We start from the raw sequence: 15468 nt of genomic DNA on the forward strand, positions 1-15468 counted from the left end.
CCTGTAGCTTCATCCGCGAGAGGAGTGTTCGACATTGGCCCCATCCGATGATGACTCCGACCCCAAGCCCGTCCTGCCCAGGCTCAGCCGGCGGGATTTCTTCACCGGCGCGGGCGCGTCCGCGCTGACCGCCACGCTGGCTCAGTCCACCGCGCAGGCGGCCGCGTCCGCTCCGCCGGTCCTGGGCCCCGAGCCCGCCGCGCTCTCCCTGTCCGTCAATGGCCGCGCCGTGACCGTCCAGGCCGACCCCGCCACGACGCTGGCCGAGGTGCTGCGCAACCACCTCGGCATGACGGGAACGAAGATTGGCTGTGATCGCGGCGCCTGCTCGGCCTGCACGGTCTGGCTCGATGGCGAGGTCGCCGCGAGCTGCATGACGCTTGCCCTGGATGCCCGGGGCCGGAAGGTCACCACCATCGAGGGGCTTGCCCGGGGTGACGAGCTCCACCCGGTCCAGCGCGCCTTCGTGGAGAACGATGCTCTTCAGTGCGGGTTCTGCACGCCCGGCATGGTGATGAGCTGCGCCGCGCTGGTCGAGCGCAATCCGAAGTGCACGCTCGAGGATGTGAAGCAGGCGGTCAGCGGTCATCTGTGCCGGTGCGGCACCTATCCCAACGTCTTCAAGGCAACCCTCGCGGCGGCCCAGGCGGGTGGAAAGACAAAGGGGAACAGCTGATGCAAGACGTCAAGGATACCACGGGTACCCAGGGCGCTGGCCCCTCCACCGACGGACAGAAAGGCCCGAAGGCGGGTCCCCAGCCGCCGCCACCACCGAACCCAGGGCCCTCGAGGCAGCAGGCACTCCCATATGGGATTGTCGGCCAGGGATTGAAGGAAGTCACCCGGCGCGTCCCCGCGGATGAACCCCCTCCCCTCCCCGAGAACGCCAAGCTCAAGTCCATTGGCAAGCCCGTCTCCCGTCTGGATGGAATCGAGAAGGTCACTGGCAGGGCCCGCTACACCTTCGATGTCCAGCTCCCCGGAATGCTCTGGGGCAAGTGGGTCACCTCGCCGCTGCCCCATGCGCGCATCAAGTCCATCGACACCTCGGCGGCCGAGCGCGCCCCGGGGGTCCGGGCCGTTCACGTGCTGGAGCGAGTGCTCTCGACCGCGCAATTGCGCGACCCCAAGGCGGAAAAGGGCAATCGCTATCCCACGGTCCGCTACGCGGGCCAGCCCATCGCGGCGATCGCGGCCGACAACCCCCGTGCCGCCGAAGCCGCGGCGCGGCTGATCAAGGTGGAGTACGAGCCCCAGGCCCACGTCACCGGGATCGAGGAGGCGATGAAGGAGAACGCGCCTCGCGTCTTCCCCGGGCCCACCGAGCAGCCGGCGACGGCGGGAGGTGGCGGGGCGCCTCCGGGTCTGCCCCAGAAAGGCAACGTACGAGGTCCCGACACGAAGCCTCGAGGAGTGGGCCCGCGCGGGGACGTCGCCCAGGGGTTTCGCGAGTCCGAGGTGGTGGTCGAAGCGGAATACCGCACGCAGGTGCAGACCCACGTGCCCATGGAGCCGCACGGAATCGTCGCCGATTGGCGGGACGAGGGGCTCACCCTCTACGCGTCCACCCAATACCTTGGCAGCGTCCGGGACGAGGCGGCCGAGCACTTCGATCTGCCGAAGAGCAAGGTCCGGGTGATCAGCGACTTCACCGGCGGCGGCTTCGGCGCGAAGTATGGGATTGGCAACTTCGGACTGCTCGCCATCCACCTGTCGCGCAAGGCCCGGGCGCCGGTGCGGATGATCCTGGATCGCCGGGACGAGCATGTCTCGGGTGGCCATCGCCCCAACAGCATCCAACGGCTCAAGCTCGGCGCGAAGCGTGACGGCACCCTCGTGGCGCTCCAGCTCCAGGCGTATGGCAGCGGAGGCGTGGCCGGAGGCGCGGGGGTCGGCTTCGCCCACTCCACCCTCTATGACTGCCCGAACGTGCACGTGGAGCAGTACGACGTCTTCACCAACACGGGGCCCTGCGCCGCCTTCCGGGCGCCCGGTCAGGTCCAGGGCATGTTCGGCCTGGAGCAAGCCGTGGACGAGCTGGCGGAGAAGCTCGGGATGGACCCGCTCACGCTCCGGGAGAAGATCGACATCTCCGGGACGGATGATTGCCTGGCCCGAGCCCATGAGCGCCGCGTGGGCGCCGAACGGTTCGGCTGGAGCAAGCGGCGGCCCGCGGGCTCGGACAAGGGAGCCATCAAGCGGGGCATGGGAGTCGCCCAATCCCAGTGGCTCTACCTCGTCCACCGCAACGCCGCGTGCGAGGTGCGGGTGATGGGCGATGGTTCCGTCGAGGCCTTCAGCGGCACGCAGGACATCGGCACGGGGACGCGCACCATCCTGGCCCAGGTGGTGGCGGAGGAGTTCGGCCTGCGCCCCGAGGAGGTGGGTTCCCATATCGGCGACTCCCGCTATCCAGGTGGGCCCGCCTCCGGAGGGAGCCGGGTCACCAGTTCCCTGACTCCCGCCGCCCGCAACGCCGCCTGGCGCTGTGCCCGTGAGCTCGCCACACGCCTCGCCCCCGTTCTCGACGCGAACGCGGACGACATCGTCTTCGCGGGGGGCAAGGTGATGGTGAAGGGCAAGGCCTCGACGGCGATGCCGTTCCGGGAGGCGGTCAAGAAGGCCCGCTTCCAGGAGATCTCCCACCGGGCCGAGCGACGGGACGACTACGAAGGGTACATGGCCGTGACCCCGGACATGAGCATCAGCCGGCATGGCATTGGGGGCGTCCAGTTCGCCGAGGTCGAGGTCGATACCGAGACGGGCATCGTCAAGGTGGTGCGGATGGTCGCGGTGCACGACTGTGGGCGTCCCATCAATCCCAAGCTGACCGAGAGCCAGATCTTCGGAGGGGTGATTCAAGGCGTGAGCTACGCGCTCTACGAGGAGCGGCACCTGGACGCTGCGAGCGGCCACCAGCTCAACGCCAACGTCGATCAATACAAGATCGTCGGCTCGCGCGAGGTGCCGAACATCGAGGTCATCCTGCTCGAGCAGCTCGGGGCACAGTCCTCGACGGACGCGCGTGGAGTCGCCGAGCCCGCCAACGTGGCCACGGCGGCGGCGGTGGCCAATGCCTTCTACAACGCGACGGGCAAGCGCATCCGCACGCTCCCGATGACACCCGCGAACGTGCTCGCGGCGCTGCGCGGCTGAACCGGACCGGAGGACGCATGCAGAGCTTCGAGTGGGTGGATGCTGAATCCGTGGAGCAGGCCGTGTCGCTGCTGGGTGAAGGCAACGAGCGCACGCCGGTCGTGGCGAAGGCCGGCGGGATGGATCTGCTGGATTTGATGAAGACAGGCGTCGTGTCCCCGCGCCGGGTGGTCAACCTCAAGACCATCAAGGGACTGGACGGGGTGCGCTTCGAAGCGAAACAGGGCCTGGAGCTCGGCGCCCTGGTGACGCTGGCCCGGGTGTCTCGGGAGCCCGAGGTGCGCCGTCGCTTCGTGGCGCTCGCGGACGCGGCGGAGCACGCCGCGACGCCCCAGGTCCGCAATGCCGCCACGCTGGGCGGCAACCTGCTCCAGCGGCCCCGCTGCTGGTACTTCCGCAACGAGTACTTCCACCAGGTGGGAGGCAACGAACTCGAGCGGGTCCGCGCGGGAGAGAACCAGTACCACGCCATCTTCGACAACCAGCGCACGGCGATGGTGCACGCCTCCACCCCGGCCACGGCCCTGGTGGCCTATGGCGCGTCGGTCGAGTTGAGCGGACCCGGCGGCAAGACGCGCGTGGTCCCCGTGTCCGACTTCCTGCTGCCACCGGACATGAAGCGGCCACGCGATACGGTCATCGCGCCGGACGAGGTGTTGACGCGCGTGCGCATCCCGGTGCCGGGCGCGGGAACGAAGGCGGCGTACCACAAGCAGGGCGAGCGGGAGAGCTACGACTGGCCGATCTGCGACGTCGCGGTGGTGCTCCAGATGGATGGTCAGGTCGTCCGGCAGGCGGCCATCGCCCTGGGCTGGGTCGCGCCCACGCCCCGACGGGCGGCGGAAGCGGAGAAGCTCCTCGTGGGGAAGAAGCTCGATGAGGAACTCGCGCGGCAGGCGGCGAAGGCGGCCGTGAGCGGCGCGACGCCCCTGTCGAAGAACGCCTACAAGGTGCCGATCCTCGAAGCGGTGATCCGAAGGACGGTGGTCGCCGCGTCGAAGGCCTGAGGGAGCCCATGGACTCGAACACCGAGCAGAAACCCCCGCGCGTCTGCAGGCGGGTGCGCTCGAAGGGAACGCCGGGCGTGCGCTACGACGCGGCGGTGGAGTGGGAGACGGGCTTCGTGTCGACCGCGACGTTCTGGTGCGTCTCGACGGGAGAGTGCGTGGGGCCCGATGACGACCTGGTCCATCCGCATGCCTGCGGAGAGGGGCGCGTCTGCTTCCGTCCCCCCACGGACGAGTCGGCGGAGGAGGCTCGAATCCTGGAGTGAACTTGGGAACCGTTCACCGCCCAGGCTTGGTTGAGGAGGGGGCGGGAAGGGCGTGACCAACATTCCGGGCGGTTGCGAGGTAAGGGCGCGATTCTGCTGGGAATTTCGCACCGCCCGGCGCGGGTTCGATTCCCGCCGCCTCCACTAGAAGTTGCCCGCCGCCTTAGCTCACCTTCCCACGGACCGGGTGCTCGCCTCGTCGTTCGGTGATAGCCACCGGCCCGAGGAATGGACGCGGAAGGTCGGCGAACGCCAGGAGCGTGGGGTTCACGCTCTTCTGCCTGGGGATGCTGACCCTGCTCATCGCGGGGCAAGGGTTATGCCTGCCGTTGGCCGGAATCACGGCGTTCCTGGCCTTGCTTATCGTGCTGGGCCTCACCAGGCCGTGAGCGGTCAAGTCGCGCTGGCACCGCCGCGGGCACCGGCGCGCCGGGTGAGGTCGCGGAAGGCGCTCATCGCCGGGTCGGTGTGGGTGCGCTCGTGCCACCACAGGTTGATGGTGAGGGTGAGCGGCGGCACCGGGCTCTGCACGGTGCGCAGGCCAAGGCGCGGGCCGAGGCGGGTTGCGTGCCGGGCCAGAGGAGACGCGGTGCAGCCCCATGGGGCACACGCCGGCCCCGAGGGCCCCTCCAAGGGGCGGCCAGCCTACTCCCAAAGAGGATGCGCGGCTCGCCTTGGGGGACCAAATCGATTCTTGTCGGACCAGATTCGGACCAAATCTGGAGGCGAGCGCATAAGAGGAATGGGGGCAATGTCGAGGGCAGCGGGGGGAGCAGAGAGGCAGAGGAAGGCCGCTGAGGGGAGCCCACGAGCTGTGAGCCATGCCGGTGCACTCTGGGTGGAGCCGTGCCGGCTTGCTCGACAGGTCTACCGATAGTACGTTGCAACTGGTTGCGGTTTTGCAATCACGACTGGAGGAATCCCATGGGGGTCTTGACCTTCGCGCTCAACGTGAGCCATTGGCTCAAGTCGTCTACTTGCAATAGACTGAGAACCAATGACTCCACCGCGTATTGCCTATCCCAGTGATGTCGCAGCCGAATTCATTCGCCGCGAGGAAGCCACCTGGCATCGCCTGAAGATGCATCCCATTTTCGGCAAATCTTTCAAGAATGAACCCAAGAGCCCCACCAAAGTCAAAATCAAACAACTAATCGAAACGATGTTTTTCGCATCTCAGGCAACGGAAGAAGGTCACTTCAGCCGTGTAGGCATCGTCTTTATCGATGACCTCGATTCATTTCGAAACAGCAGGTGGACGCTCGTCCGTTTTTGCTCCCCTCTAGATTTCGACGTGAACCACATCACCAAGTATGCCTCGGCGTGTGGCGCAACCGACGCTCTCTTTGCAGTAGTTGCAGACAACCAACAACTCAAAATAGTTGGCATCGCGACCCCACCGGCTCCCAGCTTCTTGGCGTTCATTGAATTTATTCAAGTCATTGCGTTGAATCCTGGAGACGTTTCCGTCAGGCGTGGTGTCGAGGAAATTGTACGTTATCGGCGTGGGCGTGTTCTTCAGAACTGGCCGAGCGTGGACGACCCGACGGAACTCACAAAGCACCACATCAAACAACTCAATACCATTCAGCGAGCAGTCATCGGGAATGATGCTGAGCCTGCCTATGCATCAAGCGTATTCTCTGAACTTGCGTTCATACTTAAAGGCATGGTCAGGCGGAAGCACGGCGGACTCATCGTTGTGCTCGGACCTGACGATAATCTGAGAGGCATCTTTGACAGCCCCATGCGATTGGCTGAGCCGTTGAAGTTTGGAGAGGCGCTCCGGAACATGAATGAGGCTCTCTCGTTTCAACGGGCTGTTAGCGAGAGAAACTTCAACGTTCTCACAAAAACTTTCGACTACCACGCAGCAGAGGGATACAATCAGCCGAACTGGCAAGAGCGCGCGGATGAAGACGTGCAATTCGCGGCTAGCGTTGTGTCGCGAATGGTCGAACAAATCACCAACTTCACTACTGTCGATGGGGCCGTGGTCCTGAATCAGCAATTGGATGTCCTTGCCTTTGGCGTCAAACTTCCGTCTCAAGACATGGACGGCGTCGAAGTCAAAACCATTGGCCTCGATAGGCGCCCAGACAAGCCATTTCTATTGAGCATGCGAGGCACTCGTCATCGAGCAGCGGCAGGCTTTGCCAAGGCACATGACCAAGGACTCTCTGTCATTGTCTCCCAGGACGGAGACGCGGCCATTTTTGTGGCTTACGGCCCGGAATTGGTTGTTCACTGGCCCTTGGCTTTGTAGGCGACCAGGGACCCGGCTGAGTGGCGGCGCATCGGGCACGGAACTCTTCCACCTCCACACGAGTCATCACTGCCTCCGTCGGACTGGCGAAGATACTCTTCGTGGTAGAGGCGAGCGAAGCCTCGTTTCAGGCCCCGACATCCTCGCAGCCATGGACTGGATGTTCCCCAGTCCCGAATTACTGGCCACAATGATTGCACGCAGCTACCATCGGCACATGAGTTCCCAAGACTGGCGCCCGCAGTTGACGACGATCGAGGAACCCGTGGCCGAGGATTTATGGTCCTACACTGCCAATGGCGCATAAGAGGAATGGGGGCAATGTCGAGGGCAGCGGGGGGAGCAGAGAGGCAGAGGAAGGCCGCTGAGGGGAGCCCACGAGCTGTGAGCCATGCCGGTGCACTCTGGGTGGAGCCGTGCCGGCTTGCTCGACAGGTCTACCGATAGTACGTTGCAACTGGTTGCGGTTTGCAATCACGACTGGAGGAATCCCATGGGGGTCTTGACCTTCGCGCTCAACGTGACCTTGGACGGGTGCTACGACCATCGGGAGGGGATCGCGGACGACGAACTGCACGACTACTTCACGCAGCTCATGGACGCGGTCGGGGCGATGCTGTGGGGGCGCACCACCTACGAGATGATGGAGAGCTACTGGCCGGCGGTGGCGCGCGATGAGAAGGCCCTCCGAGCGATGCGGGAGTGGGCGCAGAAGCTGGATGCCAAGCCGAAGTATGTCGTCTCGGCCTCGCGACACGACTTTCCGTGGAACAACACCTTCCGCATCGCGGGGGATTTGCACGAGGCCGTGACGCAGCTCAAGGAGAAGACCCCGCGCGGCGTCCTCGTGGGCAGCCCCATGCTCGCGGCCGAGCTCGAGCGGCTGGGGCTCATCGATGAGTATCGCTTCGTCGTCCACCCGGTTCTCGCCGGCCATGGCCCGACCTTGTTTCAGGGCCTCGAGCACTCGCGGCGCCTCAAGCTCCTCTCGACGAAGCGCCTCGCATCCGGCGCGATGGCGCTGCATCACCGCCGGGTCGATGCAAAGTAGAGCAGTACGTTCAGACCCACGGAAAGAGGACGCCCCCGATGGCGACGCTCCACTTCATCTGCGGCAAGGCGGGCGCGGGCAAGACCACGCTCGCGCGCGAGCTCGGCCGGACCCTCCCGGGCGTGTCGGTCGTGTTCGACGGTACGAAGCGGCCGGCCGTCCTGCGCGCGGGACGGCACGCCGCCAGGTGACCGCCGGCCCCGGCCTGGTAGACTCCTCCAGGCGCGCCATGAGTTCGTCATCCTCGCAACGCCCTTGGGCCGGCTTCCTGGGCACCTGGGTTCTGATTCCCGAATCCTGCAACTACGAGCAGGGGCTGCCCCCGCGCGCGGGCCGGTACGTCATCTCCGAGGCCGAGGGGCGCCTGACTTTCACGATCGACTGGGTAGACGCCGCTGGTGCGAGCCACCAGGTCACCTTCTCCGGCATTCCCGACGGCGAGCCCGCTCGTTTCGCGGGCGGCGAACTGGCCGACGCGCTCGCCGTCTCGGTGCCTTCCGCACGTCGCCTCGATTCGGTGGCGTTCAGGGGCGGCCAGGCGCTGATGTTCGCCGAGCGACAGCTCGACGACGGCGGCACGATGATGCGCGTCGTCCAGCAGGTGAAGCTTCCCGACGGGTCGCGCCCCACGAACGTCAGCCTGTACCGGAAACATCTTCCGAGCTGAAAGGATGTCGACGGGCCAGCCGGACTTCGAGCGGTACGGGCCCGGACCAACTCGACCATGAGCCTCGACCCTCGCCCCCCGGACGCCGCGGCGCCCGGGGGAAAACAAGGACCCGAGTCCGTTCTCCACGAACCGGGCACACCGGTGCCCTGCGAGCTTCGCTCACCCTTGCTCCGGCAGCTCACGTTCACTGGACCCACTCCCCAACGCCCTCTTCCCTCTCGGGCGGTCCCCGCAGTGGCGCCACCACGGGCGCCTCGCCCCCGAGTCCCACGTGCTCCAGGATCGCCGCCGCCGCTCGGGGGTCCAGTATCGCCGCGAGGACTTTCATCCGTCCTCCGCACTGGTCGCACCGAAGAACGTCCAGGCGGAAGACGCGCATGAGCAGGTCGGCGCGCATGAGAGGAATGGGGGCAATGTTCCCCCAAGCAGGAGAGGAGGGAGCGAGCCTTTTGAACGCCTCACGATTCGCCGCATCCCGAAAGCAAGCAGCGGAGTTCGTACTTTCGCCGCGTCTCGTATTGCGGCTGCATTCCTTGAACACCAAGGCCCGGGGGGAACTCCTCATTGACGCACGGATTGAAAGTGTGTTTTGTGTCAAAGCAGTACCGTGGCTGCGTCTCGCGCTGTTGTTCGTTGGAGGGAATATGAAGAAGATGATCTTTGCGCTGTTTGCGTCGGCTTCACTGGTGGGTTGTGGTGTGACCGACCCCCAGATGGAGACTGAGTCTCAAGTCGAGAGCGCTCTCGGTGAGGCGTGTGGCAGCTTGTGCGCTTGTACAGCTCGTTATGGTGGTTGCGGCGGCTACTATTGCCTGTCGGCTGGAACAAGCGTGATGAAGGTCGATTGTAGTGCTTCCGGCAATGGCTCCGAGTGTGGTTGGGTCCTCGGTTCCCAGGTGTTCTGCTCCTGTACGCCCAATACGTATTACCCCACCAATCCGTGTAGTTGATGCTGGCACGTAGCGTGCGTAGCGTATAGGCGGAATGGGGGCCGTGTGGAGGGAGAGGGCTGGAGCCGAGGGGGCGAGGAGAGCTGCGGACGGGTGTCATGCGGGCTGTGTGCCGGGCCAGAGGAGACGCGGTGCAGCCCCATGGGGCACACGCCGGCCCCGAGGGCTCCTCCAGGGGGCGGCCACAGGGGTGTGGGCGTCTTGGGCAGCGTGACGGCTCGAGGCTCAACACCACGTGTGCTGGGGTGGCCCCCGCGCTGCGGCCAGCGCAAGCAGGCCGCGTGGGCAGTGACAGGTGCTCCACAATGGCGCGCACGGCGTTGGGTGCCGTCAGGTATGCCAATACCCGGCGCTTGCCTCCATACCCGGCACAGGTGAAGACGTCCACGCCGAACGTCCTCCTCAGCAGTTGCGCCTGGTCCACTCGCGGCGTCCTCTTCTTCTTCGGCTCCTTGCTGCGCGCTGCCTCAGGTGCCTCGCTCGCCCCCTCCTCACCTGCTTGGGGGACCAGAAATGGCCGCAGTTTCGCGCCTGGAGCGAAGACGCCGTGGAACCTCGTGAGGTTTGCCCGAGGCGGAGGCACCAGGGATGCCAGGCGACGCAGCAACTCCAACCCGGTGAAGAGCAGGTGCGTGGTGCCGTCCGGCAGCGGGCGCTTCATCCGATAAGCGATGCGGCCGTCCTCCGCTCGTGACAAACGCTCCAGCGCCAACGCTCCGCGTGCTCCATAGCGGCACAGCCGCTCCAGCCCCTGCCTGTCCTTGGCGTGAACACGGCCGCCCGGCCGCGTGCGACCCCCTGGTGCCCTTCTCTTCACGGCCGCCCCCTCCGCCTGACTGCTAGGTTCGCGCCCCGCCCACATGGATGCCCCCTCGAACGCGCCACCCCCAAGCAGCCTGCCGAGCATGCCGTCACGGCGCGCGGCCGTCCTATTCACCCTCTGCTCGGGCGGCGCGGTCCTCATTGGCTGCGGAGTGGCCGCCGCGCACGCCGTCCCCCCTGCCCTCTGGGCGCGCAACGCCGGCGCCTGGATCCTCGGGGCGCTCCTGGCCACCGTGCTCGCTCGGACCGCCACGCCGCGCATGGCACGCGTCTGCCTGCTCCTGGTCCCGGCCGCCATCGCGGCCACCTTTCTCGATGGGGGGCTCTCGGGCGTCCACCGCTGGATCCGCCTGGGCCCCGTGCGGCTCAACGCCGCCGAGCTGCTCCTGCCCGTGGGCCTCGTCGCCTGGTCGAGCCTCGCCCCCCGACGGTTCCCGTTCGCGCTCACCGTGCCCGGGATCGGGCTCGTCCTGGCGCTCCAGCCGGATGCCTCGCAAGCCGTGGCACTGGCGGGCGCCGTCCTCGCGATCCAGCTTGCTCAACGTCCACCAGGGGCGCTCGGGTGGGTGGGCGTGGCGGTCTCCACGGCGGCGGCCCTGATCGCACTCTTCCGGCCGGATCCCCTGCTGCCCGTGCCCGAGGTCGAGGGCATCCTCGGCCTCGCCCGGGACACCTCTCCGCTCCTGGCGCTGCTGGCCGTGCTCACCCTCGCGGGAGCCGTCCTGTCGCCCCTGGCCGCCGTCAAAGGCCCCTTGCCCGCCGCGGCGATGGGCCTCGCCGTCTACCTCGCGCTCTCGGCGCTGGCGCCCGGACTCGGGGCCTTCCCCGTTCCCCTCGTGGGCATGGGGGCCAGTCCCATCCTCGGTGCGTGGTGCGGCCTGGGGCTCCTCGTGGGCCTGGGCCGCCCACGGCGGAGCTGATCAAGCACTCCGCGAACTCCGCCAACCCGTCAGCAACTCCCGGAGGGTCTCCGGCGTGTTGCGCGCGGGCTCGTCCAGCACCTGTTCCACGAGGAAGCGCGTCGCCTCCCCCACCATCGGCGAGGGCCCCACGCCGAGCGCCGACATGATTGCTCCGCCGTTGAGCGCCAGGTCCTTCGCCGTCAGCGGCGGCTTCGTGGCGGCAAGCGCACGCAGCCGGTCGAAGAGCGCCTCGAACCCGGGCATCCGCGCGGGCTCGCGCACCCCGAGCCGGGCCCGGGCCACCGAGAGCAATGCCTCCAGTTGGGCGAGCCCCACCTTGGACAGCAGGCGGCGCAGCGCTTGATCCGGCGCGCCCACCAGGGACTCCACGGCCGCGTGGGTCACCAGCAGGCGGATGCGCTCGATGACCTTGGCGGGGAACTTGAGCCGGGTGCCGATCTCCTCGGCGCGCGCGGGCTCGACGAGGTCCGCGAGCAGCGCGGCCAACCGAAGCTCCACCTCGGCGGGCGCGGCGGCGGCGGCCTCCCGAGCCCGGCGGGCGGCCTCGGGCTCGGCCTCGGCGACCTCGGGCAGGAACACCCCGAGCAGCCCCGTGTCCGCGAGCAGCTCGAGCCCGAACACGGCCTTGCGCGACAGGAGCAGCTTCACGAACTCGTCCCGCACGCGCTCCAGGGCCACCTTCTGGAAGATGGGCAGCGTGGGACGAATCGCCGCCTGGGTGTCCGGATCGAGCGAGAAGTCGAGCACCGCGGCGAAGCGCACCGCGCGCAGGGGGCGCAAGCCGTCCTCGGAGAAGCGCGCCGTGGCCGAGCCCACGCAGCGGATGAGCCGCCGCTCCAGGTCCTCCTGTCCGCCGAACGGATCCACGAAGTCCTGGCCCACCGGATCCCACGCCATCGCGTTGACGGTGAAGTCGTTCTACATCGGGGACGTCGGATGAACCGCAGCGTCGCGTTTGCACGGTTTCCTCGTCGCTGAGCGTGTACCAGTGCCGCTCGAAGTCCCTCAGGTGCCGCGCGCTCCCCGCCCATGTGTCGCCATGACGCCTTTTACTTATCCCCCTGAGGTAAAGGCCTGCATCAAGCGTATAGGCGGGATAGAGGCCATGTAGAGGATGAGGGCTGGAGCGCAGGAGCCGAGGAGGGCCGCTGACGGGGCCGCCCGAGCAGTACGCCAGGCGGGTGGAGAAGCCGCGCAGCCCCTTGGGATACACACGTCGGCCCAGGCCGCCTTCCCAGGAGGTGCGCGGCAGGCGATTGGCTCTCCTGGCTGGGGCCGCTCGAGCCTCAACACCACGCGCTCTGGGGGGGGCCTCGCGCCGGGGCCAGCCTCGCACCTGCCGGGGCCAGGCCCAGGTGCTCCAGCATCGCTCGCACTCCACCCCCTCCCTTCACGTCCGCCAGCACCTTTCGCCTGCCTCCACAGCGGGCGCAGGCGAACACGTCCAGCGCCAACGTCCTCCTGAGCAACTCGGCCCAGTCTCCTCGCGGCGTCTTCTCCTTCATCGGCTCCGTGCTGGCCGCTGCCTGGGGCGTCACGCTCCTCTCCTCCGCTCCGGCTTGGGGGAGCGGGCGGCCGCGCCCCATGGAGAGCAGGACTTTCGGCAGCTGCGTCGTCTTCCCCGAGCCGGTGGCCCCCGCGACGATGACGACCTGATGGGCGGTGATGGCCGCGGTGATGTCCTCCACCCGGCTCGAGATGGGGAGCTCGGGGGGGAAGTGCAGGGTGGGCAAGCCGCCGGGGGTGGGGAGGGGTGAGTCGCCGGACATGGCGGCATGGCCTAGCACTGAAGCGCACGCTCCGCCCCTGACGAATCGTGTGGGCACCTTCGCGCCCGGCGTTCCTGGAGGGATTCTCCCTGCACGCTCATACGCACCTGCATGCGGGAGGGCGGCCAGGGTCGGCGTGTACCCCAAGGGGCTGCGCGGCCTCTCTACCGGCCGGGAGCACTGCTCGGGCTCGTTCCCGCCGGCTGACGGAACGCGTGCCAGGCGGGATGTGCGTGGATTCATGGGCCCTGCTCGAGCGGGTACCACCGCGGCGCGCATGCCGATGCCGCCGCGGTGAGCCCGCCGCCCGGGAATCAGCTGCAGGTGTTCGTACAGGTGGTGGACTGCGCCGTCCACTGGCAGCTCTTCCAGCTCTGCTTGTGGAAGACCTTGCGGCCGTACTGGTAGGTCTCGCGCGTATAGTCGGTGTAGGCGTACAGCGGCGCGTTGTTGGCGCAGTACTCGCCCGTGCTGTAGGGCCCGGTCGTGCACGAGTCCGAGCTCACGTACCGGCCGCAGGCCGCCTGCGCCGAGCGGTCCTCGGGCTCCTCGTTCAGGCGCTCATTGGTGTACACACGCGTCGAGCCATCCGGGCGGACCTCGAAGGAGAGCCCGGAGACCTCCTCGCTCGGCAGCGCGAAGGTGAGGCGGGTCGCGCCTTCCTTGTGCTCCACGACGCCCTGGCCGAGGTCCACCTGGATGTCCTTGGCCTTCGCCAGCCAGGAGACCGTGGCGCGGAAGCTCTCGTCCGCGGAGGCCTGATCCAACAACTGGTTGGCTTCGTTGTCCGCGGGCTGCTCGACGCCGCAAGCAGAGGTGAGCAACGACAGGGAGGTCAACAGGAACGCCACTTGCTTCTTCATGAGGATTGTCCTTTTCGAGTGAAAGCACTGCACCCGCGGCGGCCACCCGTACCGGTGGTTCGTTCCACCGGCTGGCCTGGCCGCCGCGTTGTTGAAAGGACGGGATCCGGGAAGATCCTTACCTGGGGATTTTTCGGTTTGTTTTCCGCGCGGGGAGGGGTCCATTCGCCGTGCCCGAGCGCTTGATGCCCACCAGGTCGAAGCCGTTGCCGCCGTCGAGGAGGCGCTCCAGGAAGGTCTCGTCGCGCCGGGCCAGCTTGAAGACCCACGTGCCATCCGCCTGGTGCAGCGCGGTGCCTGCATGGAGGAGGAACTCGCTGAAGCCCGTGGCGCCGCTGAGCACGTGCACCTCGGTCGAGTTGGAAGTGCCGTTGCGCTTGGTGACCACGAGGTCCAGGGTGCTGTCCCGGTTCCAGTCCACCAGGTTGAAGTCGAGCTGGGTCTCCGTCTGGGAGATCGCGGTGACCGAATGCTGCAGGACGGTGCTGAAGTCGTCGGCCCCGTTCAGGATGTCCACCTCGACGTTGCCGCTGGTGCCACCCGCGCGGCGGACGCCGAGCAGGTCCGGCGTGCCATCGTGGTTGCAATCCCCCACGTCGAACTCCCAGTTCGCGTCGGTCTGGCCGAACACCGTTGTGTAGTGCCCGAGGTAGGTGGAGAGCGAGGTGGCTCCGTCCAGCACGTGCACCTCGGTGTGGTTGCTCAGGCCATGGTGCTTGATGGCGAAGAGGTCCTGCGCGCCGTCGCCATTCCAGTCCGCGACCTCGAAGTCCCAGTCCGTGTCGGTCACGTGCGGGCCTTTCGGGCAGGTGCGTGACATCCTCCCCGGCATCCCTCGAGGCGTCAGCGGGCCGCCTGGGAAGAAGCGGTCATGGAGAACGCGATGCCATGAGCGCGCGGGTGATGTAGTTCATCATCTCGCGCATGGGTCCCGTGTCCTTGCCCAGGACGGTGGACTCCTGCTCGATCATGGTCTTCATGCCGCGCTCGAGCGCCGGATCGCCCCCGCTCTTCTCGGTTGCTCGGGGGTGGGATACTGGAGCTGCTCGCGCAGAGCCGATGCCCCGAGTCGGTGCGGAGCGAGGGCGCCAACAGGCCAATCTCCTCGTAGTAGTGGAGGGCACGGATGGAGACGCCGGTGCGTGCGGCGAGCTCGCCCACCTTCCAGAGAAGGTGTCAAAGAACTCGTTCCGACACCTCTCGCTCTCCGAGTCGTTCCTGTCGGGTAGACCGGGGCAGTTGCCCACCCCGGCCCCCCACAGATCCGGACGTGCAGAATTCCCGCATCCGGCTCCTCGGCTCATGGTTTCGCTGCGAGTCGGTGACACCCCTTCTCGCACCCTGCGCTGGATGAGCTGCTCGCCAGCGTCGCTATCCGTTGGAGTTTCGTTGAGACGGTTGTAGGGCTCGGTGTCCCCGCCATCTTTCCCTCCCTCGGTTCCATGTTCCGGTGCCCCCTTCCCTCCACAGGGTCCGCCCGGGTGCGTTCCCCTGCTTCAGCGGTACTACGAGGCACTCCGACTTCCTGACGACCTTCACGCCCGGCTTCGTTTCCTTCGCCAGCGCGCTACCACCGCCACCCGTCCTTCGCTCCCGCGGGAGTCGGGCGCCCATCTCCCTCGGGCCTGGGCTTTCTTCCGGTTGCCCTCCGGCCACTTCGACGTGGAGTCGTCAGCACCTCCCAGGTTCCTGGAGGACCCTCTTGTCTGCGTGCCCCGCTCTCAG

Annotated in this window: 15 protein-coding genes and 2 pseudogenes; 9 read left to right on the plus strand and 8 right to left on the minus strand. The window is 67.2% G+C overall.

Annotation, left to right across the window (positions count from 1 at the left end; all coding sequences use genetic code 11):
- The first annotated feature begins 34 nt into the window (after positions 1-34).
- The 4 genes from D187_RS14815 to D187_RS14830 are packed head-to-tail and all read left to right on the plus strand — an operon-like array spanning position 35 to position 4429.
- Entirely contained in the window at positions 35-676 is a 642-nt protein-coding gene (locus D187_RS14815) for a (2Fe-2S)-binding protein (RefSeq protein WP_002621686.1), read from the plus strand.
- Entirely contained in the window at positions 676-3156 is a 2481-nt protein-coding gene (locus D187_RS14820) for a xanthine dehydrogenase family protein molybdopterin-binding subunit (RefSeq protein WP_081713695.1), read from the plus strand. Before D187_RS14815 ends, D187_RS14820 begins: the two co-directional genes overlap by 1 nt.
- Positions 3157-3173: 17 nt before the next feature.
- On the plus strand, positions 3174-4163 hold the full coding sequence (locus tag D187_RS14825; RefSeq protein WP_002621688.1) for an FAD binding domain-containing protein: 990 nt from the start codon (positions 3174-3176) through the stop codon (positions 4161-4163).
- Between the two features lie 8 nt (positions 4164-4171).
- On the plus strand, positions 4172-4429 hold the full coding sequence (locus D187_RS14830; protein ID WP_020918040.1) for a hypothetical protein: 258 nt from the start codon (positions 4172-4174) through the stop codon (positions 4427-4429).
- Between the two features lie 393 nt (positions 4430-4822).
- On the opposite strand, the gene D187_RS52310 is transcribed toward D187_RS14830, so the two are convergent.
- Positions 4823-4960, minus strand: coding sequence for a hypothetical protein (locus D187_RS52310; RefSeq protein ID WP_002621690.1), 138 nt, complete (start codon positions 4958-4960; stop codon positions 4823-4825).
- A gap of 466 nt (positions 4961-5426) precedes the next feature.
- Here D187_RS52310 and D187_RS53855 point away from each other — a divergent pair, with 466 nt between their 5' ends.
- The 4 genes from D187_RS53855 to D187_RS14840 all read left to right on the plus strand — a co-directional run bounded on the left by D187_RS53855 (position 5427) and on the right by D187_RS14840 (position 8413).
- Complete coding sequence (locus tag D187_RS53855; RefSeq protein WP_081713696.1) at positions 5427-6695, plus strand: DNA integrity scanning protein DisA nucleotide-binding domain protein; 1269 nt, start codon at positions 5427-5429, stop codon at positions 6693-6695.
- Positions 6696-7188: 493 nt separating this feature from the next.
- On the plus strand, positions 7189-7746 hold the full coding sequence (locus D187_RS14835) for a dihydrofolate reductase family protein (RefSeq protein WP_002621691.1): 558 nt from the start codon (positions 7189-7191) through the stop codon (positions 7744-7746).
- Positions 7747-7784: 38 nt separating this feature from the next.
- The gene (locus D187_RS55130; RefSeq protein ID WP_002621692.1) at positions 7785-7937 is read left to right on the plus strand and encodes a hypothetical protein; all 153 of its coding nucleotides are present in this window, start codon (positions 7785-7787) and stop codon (positions 7935-7937) included.
- A 38-nt stretch (positions 7938-7975) separates the two neighbouring features.
- Complete coding sequence (locus D187_RS14840; protein WP_002621693.1) at positions 7976-8413, plus strand: hypothetical protein; 438 nt, start codon at positions 7976-7978, stop codon at positions 8411-8413.
- 597 nt (positions 8414-9010) lie between these two features.
- Here D187_RS14840 and D187_RS57805 read toward each other — a convergent pair.
- Positions 9011-10330, minus strand: coding sequence for a transposase (locus D187_RS57805; RefSeq protein WP_002621695.1), 1320 nt, complete (start codon positions 10328-10330; stop codon positions 9011-9013).
- Between D187_RS57805 and D187_RS55140 the strand changes: the two genes are divergently transcribed.
- Positions 10272-11108: a hypothetical protein gene (locus D187_RS55140; RefSeq protein ID WP_043429722.1), complete on the plus strand. Its 837-nt coding sequence runs from the start codon at positions 10272-10274 to the stop codon at positions 11106-11108. The two genes, D187_RS57805 and D187_RS55140, sit on opposite strands and share 59 nt — an antisense overlap.
- Here D187_RS55140 and D187_RS14855 read toward each other — a convergent pair whose 3' ends face one another.
- The 6 genes and pseudogenes from D187_RS14855 to D187_RS58750 form a co-directional block, all read right to left on the minus strand.
- Positions 11109-11927: a tRNA nucleotidyltransferase/poly(A) polymerase-related protein gene (locus tag D187_RS14855; RefSeq protein ID WP_306413570.1), complete on the minus strand. Its 819-nt coding sequence runs from the start codon at positions 11925-11927 to the stop codon at positions 11109-11111. It abuts the gene before it with no gap.
- Between the two features lie 15 nt (positions 11928-11942).
- A pseudogene (locus D187_RS59085) lies at positions 11943-12014 on the minus strand (hypothetical protein); the annotation flags it as partial.
- 383 nt (positions 12015-12397) lie between these two features.
- Complete coding sequence (locus D187_RS57810) at positions 12398-12880, minus strand: hypothetical protein (RefSeq protein ID WP_245591714.1); 483 nt, start codon at positions 12878-12880, stop codon at positions 12398-12400.
- 314 nt (positions 12881-13194) lie between these two features.
- Positions 13195-13743, minus strand: a complete 549-nt coding sequence (locus tag D187_RS14865; RefSeq protein ID WP_002621699.1) for a hypothetical protein — start codon at positions 13741-13743, stop codon at positions 13195-13197.
- A gap of 118 nt (positions 13744-13861) precedes the next feature.
- Entirely contained in the window at positions 13862-14533 is a 672-nt protein-coding gene (locus D187_RS14870; protein ID WP_002621700.1) for an FG-GAP-like repeat-containing protein, read from the minus strand.
- 275 nt (positions 14534-14808) lie between these two features.
- Positions 14809-14904: pseudogene (locus tag D187_RS58750) on the minus strand (MerR family DNA-binding transcriptional regulator); the annotation flags it as partial.
- Positions 14905-15468: the final 564 nt, after the last annotated feature.

Source organism: Cystobacter fuscus DSM 2262 (assembly GCF_000335475.2).
Classification (GTDB): domain Bacteria; phylum Myxococcota; class Myxococcia; order Myxococcales; family Myxococcaceae; genus Cystobacter; species Cystobacter fuscus.